This window comes from Vreelandella nigrificans (assembly GCF_002374315.1).
Classification (GTDB): Bacteria; Pseudomonadota; Gammaproteobacteria; order Pseudomonadales; family Halomonadaceae; genus Vreelandella; species Vreelandella nigrificans.
This window is the reverse complement of sequence record NZ_NWUX01000044.1, coordinates 1-8,896: the sequence shown is the minus strand read 5'-3', so window position 1 is coordinate 8,896 and position 8,896 is coordinate 1. Positions and strand designations below refer to the sequence as shown.

11 protein-coding genes are annotated in these 8,896 nt (G+C 51.1%); all 11 read right to left on the bottom strand.

The features are described from left to right. Positions 1–30: 30 nt before the first annotated feature. A complete protein-coding gene (locus tag CPA45_RS22250) occupies positions 31–1,206 on the bottom strand; it encodes a hypothetical protein (RefSeq protein WP_096655479.1) in 1,176 nt (391 codons plus the stop codon). A gap of 108 nt (positions 1,207–1,314) precedes the next feature. Further along, positions 1,315–1,572 carry a hypothetical protein gene (locus CPA45_RS22770; RefSeq protein WP_133066816.1) on the bottom strand — a complete coding sequence of 86 codons (258 nt, stop codon included), beginning with the start codon at positions 1,570–1,572 and terminating at the stop codon, positions 1,315–1,317. Then, positions 1,541–1,894, bottom strand: coding sequence for an SEL1-like repeat protein (locus CPA45_RS22245; RefSeq protein ID WP_208858581.1), 354 nt, complete (start codon positions 1,892–1,894; stop codon positions 1,541–1,543). Before CPA45_RS22245 ends, CPA45_RS22770 begins: the two co-directional genes overlap by 32 nt. Positions 1,895–1,902: 8 nt before the next feature. Next, the gene (locus tag CPA45_RS22920) at positions 1,903–2,076 is read right to left on the bottom strand and encodes a hypothetical protein (protein WP_165771608.1); all 174 of its coding nucleotides are present in this window, start codon (positions 2,074–2,076) and stop codon (positions 1,903–1,905) included. Continuing rightward, positions 2,058–2,921 carry a tetratricopeptide repeat protein gene (locus CPA45_RS22240; RefSeq protein ID WP_096655477.1) on the bottom strand — a complete coding sequence of 288 codons (864 nt, stop codon included), beginning with the start codon at positions 2,919–2,921 and terminating at the stop codon, positions 2,058–2,060. The genes CPA45_RS22920 and CPA45_RS22240 overlap by 19 nt, the downstream gene beginning before the upstream one ends. An 8-nt stretch (positions 2,922–2,929) precedes the next feature. Continuing rightward, positions 2,930–3,952 carry a tetratricopeptide repeat protein gene (locus CPA45_RS22235; RefSeq protein ID WP_165771607.1) on the bottom strand — a complete coding sequence of 341 codons (1,023 nt, stop codon included), beginning with the start codon at positions 3,950–3,952 and terminating at the stop codon, positions 2,930–2,932. Positions 3,953–4,012: 60 nt separating this feature from the next. Next, positions 4,013–5,800 carry a DUF2235 domain-containing protein gene (locus CPA45_RS22230; RefSeq protein WP_096655473.1) on the bottom strand — a complete coding sequence of 596 codons (1,788 nt, stop codon included), beginning with the start codon at positions 5,798–5,800 and terminating at the stop codon, positions 4,013–4,015. Continuing rightward, positions 5,793–6,281, bottom strand: a complete 489-nt coding sequence (locus tag CPA45_RS22225; protein ID WP_096655471.1) for a DUF3304 domain-containing protein — start codon at positions 6,279–6,281, stop codon at positions 5,793–5,795. The genes CPA45_RS22230 and CPA45_RS22225 overlap by 8 nt, the downstream gene beginning before the upstream one ends. Before the next feature lie 48 nt (positions 6,282–6,329). Next, a complete protein-coding gene (locus CPA45_RS23320; RefSeq protein WP_096655469.1) occupies positions 6,330–6,791 on the bottom strand; it encodes a DUF3304 domain-containing protein in 462 nt (153 codons plus the stop codon). 23 nt (positions 6,792–6,814) lie between these two features. Continuing rightward, positions 6,815–7,678 carry a DUF4123 domain-containing protein gene (locus CPA45_RS22215; RefSeq protein ID WP_096655467.1) on the bottom strand — a complete coding sequence of 288 codons (864 nt, stop codon included), beginning with the start codon at positions 7,676–7,678 and terminating at the stop codon, positions 6,815–6,817. Then, positions 7,675–8,896 (bottom strand): type VI secretion system Vgr family protein (locus CPA45_RS22210; protein WP_133066815.1); only part of this gene is annotated, 1,222 nt, incomplete at its 5' end. The genes CPA45_RS22215 and CPA45_RS22210, both read right to left, overlap by 4 nt.

Here is an 8,896-nt window from a genome sequence, read left to right as displayed (position 1 = left end):
GGTAACCAATGGATATTGGCAGATTTGAACTCAGCGTGGGTGTTCGTCGTTCGGCTGCTGATCCGTTGAATCCGCGGACGGAGTCGCTTCCGGCCGGTCAACGAACGTGCCAGCTTTCCAAGGAAAGCGGCCAAAGTCATTGACGTCTTCCGGCTCGCCCTTGCGGGTTTCACGGTAGTTGGGCACGGAGAGTTCCATTAAGTCTGGGCGCCCACCCCAAATGGTACTGTCCACCTCGGCGCGGTGCGCCTCGCGCAGCGTCTTAAGCTCTTCCGTGCTGCTATTGGCATATAAATCGCGCCAGTAGGTAGCAGGACGACCACGTTTACCTGCCTCGTCATAGGCCTTGGTAGTCGGATCGAGGTGGCGGAAGGGTTCAACTTGGGGAATATCAGGCAATGGCTGACTGACATCCATATAGCGCTGCAGCATATCCCAAGCGGCATACAGCTGGGCAATGCTGCCACCAACAGTAAAATCAAATTCAAGGGAACTTTTACTATGCGGAAGGCGACTACGATGAGGATAGCGATGGATCAGTTTCAAGGAATGGAACTGAGAACCCTGGGTACCTACCCGCATTTCGATATAGGTATCAAATTCATAAAAAGGAAAGTCGCCTATATCCGTCTTAACCATGCCTGTACGCCGACAAAAGGCATAGTCATTCGACCAATTACGATTGCCCTTATAAAACTTAATAGAATATTTTTCCCACAGTTGGCGGAGGAGGGTCGCAGTACCACAAATTGCTGTAACAATTGCTAGCGGAGCAAATGCTTGCAGCAAAGAATCGGCAGCGAATATAAAAAGAATCGTACACACCGCCATTACACCAAAAATGAACCACCCTCCTCCTCCTACAAAACTAAACAAGTGCGAAAAAATAACAAAAATAAACCTAACAAAGCGGTATAGAACGTAAACATCTTCATCGACACGCTGAGACCAACGCGACTCGTTAATCATGGTATAGTCATGATAGTCATCGCCAATATATAGATACTCTTGAAACCAACTTTCCGAATATTGATTGGTAGTGGGGTTTATCCACAAATAACTGCCCCATGGCAGACGGGTTTCAAGAACGCGCCCGCGCAGCATGTCATTCTGTGGGGCATAGCTCTGTTCGGGGATAGCATCAGCACGATAAGCGGTTTCGGCGTAACCTTCCGCTGGCACTAAAGGTTCGTCTTGCAAGCTCATCGGCGGCCTCCTTGCTGGGGCCGTGCCCAGGTCAATGATGAGGGATGCGTAGTGAAAGTCATTTCGTCCTCAATGGGTTGATAGGTTCTATTTGCCCGATCCCAGAACTTATGGTGAACCTGCCCGGTGAGATCTTCCAGGTGCAGGCGTACTAATTTGTTTCCCCTGGTGATACTCCTGTTTGAAATCTTCTTCATACTGGAAGCGGTGAACGCTATTGCGCATCCAGTCATCTTCCACTCCAAAACGAGTGTCTGGAATGCCCATGTGGTGCCAGCGGTCTGGAAGCTGGAAGCCCATGTAACGAATGGCACGGCCCTCGGGGTCACTTAGGTCAGCAGGCGCTGCGTTCAGGGCATCCCCCAATACAGGCGCCGCCTTGAAATAAGCGAAGCATGGCATAAGGGTCGCCTTGTTCGGCGGCCTTCAAGTACCACTCCATGGCGGCGGTAGTAAAGCCCATCATTTTTTGCCGCCGCTCTGACTCCCCCATGTAATACATGGATTCTACGTCACCAGTATCAGCCGCTTGACGCAAATAGGGCATGGCTGCTGTTGAGTACCCAATATTGTAAAGGCGCATACCTTCACCTTTGGCGGCCTGGATATCCGCGGATAGCGCCCAGCTATGAAGTGACCACATCAATGGAAGAAAGAGAGGCAGTACCAATCGGTTTGCTTTTGCCATACTTAAGCTTAATACCCAAAACGGCGAGGGAAGTTGGAAAGCGGGGGCTCACTGCCTATCCATTCGCTTTCTGCCAGCGCTTTAGCTTCTGCCTCATCCTCTTCTGAAAGCTTTGAACGATTCTGTTCGAGTATGTGCTTCGCTGTACTGTCTTCCGTTTCTTCTACGACCGCATAAAGCATTGCCCCCCCTGGATAGGACTTGCTTCTGTGCGACAATATTCCAAGCCTTCTGGAGCGATAAGGCATTCTCCATGCACAACTCTAGCAATCCTAGATCCAAGCAACGATGCACGCTTTACCCATGACCATAGCTCAGAATATTTGCCTTGTTTCTCTAGAACTGAGGTTAAAGTTACCATAGCAGGCACGTATTCTTGCTCAGCCGCTTGTCGGAGCCAAAATTCAGCGGCTTGCAGACGGCGGCTGTTAGTAAAGTACCAACCACGTCCATCCATTACTTGGCTTCCCCATAGGGTTTGTGCTTCAGCAAGCCCCGCTTCGGCGGCACGCTTTAGCCACTTGCCTGCACGGGTGGGAATGCCCACCAGGTTATAAATAGACGTTAATCGAGAGGCATCGAGATTGGCGTAGATATAGTACATGGCCAACATCGCTTCCGGATCACCGGCTTTAGCTTTGGGCAGAGTGACTTCTAGCGCCGCTTCGCGCCAATCATCGCCACCTTCAGGGCATACACCCCCAATACAGGCGCCGCCTTGAAATAAGCGAAGCATGGCATAAGGGTCGCCTTGTTCGGCGGCCTTCAAGTACCGCTCCATGGCGGCGGTAGTGAAGCCCATCATTTTTTGCCGCCGCTCTGACTCCCCCATGTAATACATGGCGTCTACGTCGCCAGCGTCAGCCGCTTGATGCAAATAGGGTATGGCTGCTGTTGAGTGCCCAATGTTGTAAAGGCGCATTCCTTCATTTTTAGCGGCCTGGATATCGACTGGCAGCGCCCAGCTATTGAGGGGCCACATCAACGGCAACAATAAAACGAATAGCAGACGCGTTGCTTTTGCCATATCTCTACTCAGAAACCAAAGCGGCGTGGAAAGTTGGAAAGCGGGGGCTGACGCCCTATCCATTCCACTTCCGCTAGCACTTCAGCCTCCAACTTCTGATCTGCGGTTAATTCTTCTTGATTCCACTCCATAATATCTTCTGCACCTTTTCCACCCAACTCATGAGACATGGCATAGAGAATTGCCCAGCCTTTTGTTTTATCCTGTTCATTTGAACACCACTCTTCATCGTGGCTGGGATCCAAGTAACACCATCCCACTCCTAGTCGGCTATCAATATTTCCGCTATTGGATGCTTGCTGCCTCCATCGCCAGCTCTCTTCGAAGTCTTGTTGCTCTCTATTCACATAGTCCATTTGCTCCATAGCGGGAACATAGCCCTGCTCCGCAGCGCGGCTAAACCAGCTTTCGGCGGCTTCTAAGCGACGGCTTTGCGTAAAATACCAGCCTCGTCCGTTCATAATATGGCGCCCCCATCTGGTTTGGGCTTCGGGAAGCCCTGCTTCGGCAGCTCGCTTTAGCCACTTGCTTGCACGGGTGGGAATGCCCACCAAATTATAAATAGATGTTAACCGAGAGGCATCGAGATTGGCGTAGATGTAGTACATCGCCAGCATGGCCTCCGGGTCGCCCGCTTCGGCTTTGGGCAGGGTGATGTCCAATGCGGCTTCGCGCCAATCGTCACTACCTTCAGGGCATTTCCCCCCAATGCATGCACCGCCTTGAAACAGTCGCAACATAGCGTAAGGGTCGCCTTGTTCGGCGGCTTTTAAGTACCACTCCATGGCTTTAGTCGTTAAGCCCATCATATTTTGCCGCCGCTCGGACTCACCCATGTAATACATGGCGTCTACGTCGCCAGTTGGTTCATTAATGCATCGCGCTCTTGTGGCGGCACCCAGCGGGCGGTAATAGTAATATTGGCAAATATGCCTTGCAGGCGGTAGTAGGCCTCCAGCCACGGTGCAGCAATGCTGATCCACGAAGGGCCCATAAAAAAATAAGAAATTTCTAATATTAATGACTGGCATGCTTGATCTCATTACTGCCTTACAATATTGAAGTCAGTTTAAGCGATTAAGCTTGTCCCCCTAGGGCTGATCAATACCCCGCCACGTCATAAAACGATACCCGCCAACGAGCTGTGAAGGCTGCCGATTTCGATAAGTCATCTCTTCGGGCTGCTTGTCATGCAAACCATAGGCAAATAAAAGCCCCACTGGTTCAGGTAGCTCAGGAGGCGACTCTTCTCTTGTCCACTGGTACCAACTGCTAGCCAACTGAAAATGGTGGCGAAGTGTTGCGCGAGCATGCGATCCCGTATTTCCAGAGGACATCATTCGACGACGTATATCCTTTGCCTCGCTATCCACATCATCGAGCCAGCCCCAGGCTTGCTTTAATGCTGACAATGCCTCATCAATCTCAGCGCGCTCTGCTGTTTGAATCGACCACTCTTCTTGAGAGCCTGAAACAGATGCCACCAGTGAACCAATAGTGCGATGGTAATAACGGTTGGGCAAGGCATCCTCGCGGGCTTCTAGAGCAGCCAGGGTATCCTGATAGTCACGGTAACGTTGTGCTAGCCAGGCCAGATAAACCAGGGTATGGAGGCGAAAGTTCTCACCTGTAGGACTGTGTCGAGAATTGGTATATCGTTGATAGTGGCGCGCCAAAGCGGGTAATGAATAGCCTTCGATTTCATCATTCAGTTCAAACATTTGGGCAAAACGACGACCTCTAGTAACCAAGCTATCTAACGGCGGAAAAGGGACACCAGCGATAGTGGCATTGCGATACATGCGGTGCAGGGCAGCACGCGATAATTCTGCGCTGGCTTTCTGTTCGTCGGCTACTAAGCCTCCGCCAATATCTTCGCTAATGCCAGGGCATAGTTCTTCACGCCAGTGCGGATTTCCCTTTCCCAGTGGACGGCAGCGGCGGTAAAAACGCCGCTCATGGGCAGCGATTAGATGCAGCACTCGCTGGCAGCCTGGATGTAGCTCTCCGCCATCATCAAGTACCGGACTTAACGGGTGAAACCAATCCAGCAGTCCCATCTCAGCATGGGTACGGTCCACACAGTCCAACAAGCCTACAAATACCACCTCCACATCGCTGTCCTGATAAACAAAGCGCTCCCCGTCTTGATCGCATACTTCATCCAGCAGCCGCCGTAAAAATGCTTTTGCCATGGCGGCACCAAAATCGAAGCCAAAGACAGAGACACGTATTCGGGCCAACGGTAGCTCGCTGTTTTGCTTAACATCAGCAACGCTGTTGTGGAAATCGCGAACAGCGGAGGAAAGGCGGGTGTGGCTTCCACTCATTAAGAGATTGGCGGCAATAGAGGTGTCCCGGATAGGTGCAGCGGCTTCAATACCCGTCCGAATAGCGGCATCCCGGGCCGCTTTTACCCAGTTCCAGGGTTGAGTGATGGATACTTTAAATGAACGCCCAAAAACTTCGTACCAGCGCCCCGAACCACCACCAGAGAGAACTTCTTTTGCAGCATCCGTGCCACTGGAACGCAACTGCCCTTCACCCGCTCCGACTGCTTCACTAGGTACACGATGAGCAGCACCCACCACATCATCTGATAAGCTGGAGTCGAATGGAGTGCCTAGTCCGGAGTAGTAGTGCCTATAAAATTTGTGAGCAATTGTTCCTTGAGCTCTTTCTGGATAAGCGCTATAGAAACGGCCAATATTACTTACATTTCCACTCTGTATGTCTTGCTCAAGATTTCTGCTAATACCGTCAAAAAATAAACCAATATCCAGAATTTGGCTGCAATTAGCTCCTATATTTACTTCAGATGTCGTAGCATTAGATGTTCCCAGTGCTTGCATACACTCTAGTGTACTTTGGTCAATCATTTTGCATGTCCTCTCGGAGTCTATCAGATAGAGGAGATTGCAGGTCTGGGCTCCAAGCAAGCTCGACTTGATTGTCGGGAAGGAAGTGAACGTGCAAGTATTGATCCTCTTGGGTGTAGGGCGGCATTGACACAGTTATGCTATGCCTTTCTTCCTCTAGTCCAGATTCTATATCTTCAGGGGTAACATCTAGAATCCACACCACCTCAACAGTGCCGCTTTGGAAAGACCAGCAGCAGGTAGTCCCACCTCCCGTATATAAGCCTCCAGAGTAGGCAGATAGATTCCCACCCCAATTTCCATCAACCCAAAAGCTGTAAATTGGTCGGTCTATATAACTATGACCCATTAAAGAGCCACTCTTTGAAGAGTTAAAAATCATGCTCCAAGCAATCCATAAAACCACCAAAGCAGCCAATAATATCTGAAGCCAAGTAGGTATCAAACGCATATAACGGCTTATCGCCCAGCGTACTAACATGGTAAATAATCCCTTTTTTTCATAATAAATTCCGCATAGTGCTTATCATTAATCATAGCTATGTTTTTTATCTCGGAGTCGCTCAGAAAGCGGAGACTGTAAGTCTGGACTCCAAGCAAGCTCGACTTGATTGTCAGGGAGAAAGTGGACATGCAAGTACTGATCGTCTCGGCTATATGCTGGCATAGGGATGTTTTCGCTATGTCTCTCTTCCTCAATTCCCTGACGCTTCTGCTCTCCCGTCATACTTAGAATCCATACAACCTCAACAGAATCTCCTTTAAAAGACCAGCAACAGGTAGTACCACCTCTGGTATACAAACCGCCAGAGTAAGCGGATAAATTTCCGCCCCAATTGTCATCTAGCCAGAAGCTGCCAATGGGTCTATCGGTATGATTATGTCCCACTAAAGAGCCACTTTTCGAAGTGTTAAAAAGAATGTTCCAAGCAACCCATATAACCACCAAAGCAGCCAATAACACCTGAAGCCAAACAGGTACAAGGCGCATATAACGGCTTATTGCCCAGCGAACTAACACTCTTCAGTCTGCTGGTAAGTGGTTGTCAGTAAGTCAGCCAGCGTGGCTTCACCACCAGACGCGCGCTGTAAAAGGCTTTGCATATCATCTGATGCCCAGGCGTCACTACCCTGGCTTAATTGCACATAAACAAAGGTTCTTTTGTCGGCAATGGCGGTTAAACCATGGTTATTGGCTTGCATTAGCGCTTTAGCCACCTGACGGGGTCGCTCGCAAAGACATACACCTTCAAATAATGACGGTGAAAAATCGACTAACTCGGCGGTCAATTGCATAACCTCCGGCTCACCGTGTAGGGATTGCCAGCGGGCTTCATCTACTGTCAGTTGCCATGGGGGCAAGCTCTCTGGCAAGGCTTTCCCTTCAAGAGCCGTCCAGCCTAATGTTGCATCTCGATACCACCAGCGAGTAACACCTAAAAACAGTGCGTTTGCTGGATTATCAAGCGCATCCTTATGCAACTGGGTAATGACATCAGGGAGATAAAATCGTAGTAATGAGCGCTGCTTCTGCGGGTTTTCCACCGCCATGGCCGGAGCCAGATGGCTAGCCAGTTCAGTTCCGGTAAGTGGACTCTCGATCCAGCCTTGTAAAGCACATACGATGCCATCGAGCGCTAGCAGTTTATCAAGTTTGTCTTGCCTAACCTGTAACACCCACGGGCCTTCGCGCTGCAAATGGGGCTGGCTTTCATCTTTAACTAGCGGCCAATAATGGCTGTCTTGAACCAGCTCATTGAACAGAGCCGTTCGTGCGGATACGGGTAGGTGAGATAGCTCAATTAAGGCATAGCGCTCTATTTCAGAGGCTTCTGATGATGAGGAGCGTTGCCATGGCGGAAGAGTATCAGCCTTCATGCCTGTTCCCCTGGTATTGCGCTCTGGCCTTCAGCTAATGCTTTCTGCCAACACTCTTCACATACTTCTGGCAGCTTAAGGTTGGTCTTCAATAGCGCAGTTTGTGAAATATTATCAATTCGATCATGCGCCTCAGCCACTGCATGCCCTGGCAGTAACGGGCTTTCCACCGCTTGGCCACTGCCATTACCGGGGTTGCCGCCTGCGTTTACCCGCACCTTGGGGCCGACCATGGTGACGCCGCCACCGTCTAGCTTTATAAAACTACCGCCAGCGTTCAGGGTTAATTCACTGCCGGCTTCCAGTACCACTTTTTGGCCTGCTTTGATGTGCAGTTCGCGGCCGCTTTCGCTTAACCATGCCTGGCCTGCTTTGATATGTAGTGAGCCTTCTACACTGAAGTGCTGCTGGCCTTCGGTGCGTGCAAGGCGATTACCATTCACCCTGTGGTGGTCGTCGTTGTCGATCTCGCTGATGCGGTCGTTGTTGACGTGCAAGAAACTGTCGTTGCGAACCTCTTCAATACGGTCGTTAAGCGTTAATAGCTCCAAGTCTTTCTGGGCGTGGAGCCAAATCTGCTCTTCACCGGCTTCGTCTTCAAAGCGCAGCTCGTTGAAGCCTTCGGCCTTGTGGCTTTGGGTGCGCAGCACCGTGCGAGTTTTGTGCTCCGGTAGTGAGTAAGGCGGAATGTTGGAAGCGTGGTAGGTACGACCCGTGATGAGTGGTTGGTCTGGATCACCTTCTAAAAATTCCACGATCACTTCATGGCCAACCCTGGGTATTGCCATACTGCCGTAGCCACCTCCCGCCCAGCCTTGGGCGACACGCACCCAGCCACTGGCGGTATCATCTGGCTCGGCGTAGCGGTCCCAGGGGAACTGCACGTTGACCCGGCCGTGCTCGTCGCAGTGAATCTCCTCCCCTTCGGGGCCAACCACAAAGGCCACTTGGGGGCCATCGACCCGTGGTTTGGGATTGGGGGTAGCCCGCCAGGGAGCATCGCCGGGGATTAGCGTGACGTGGTTGTGGTAACGCGTCATCGCTTCTGTTCCTGCCTGACCCTGTAGGTGTGCGTCACGTTGGGTCATCCCATCTTCTTCCAGCGCCTGGGGCTGCTCACCCTGGTGAATAACCTCAACAACCTGCCAGTCGCAGTTAAGGCTGTTGGTGTCGTGGTCAGTCAGGGTAAAGCGCAGGCCGGGGGCAAGCTCGGGCAGG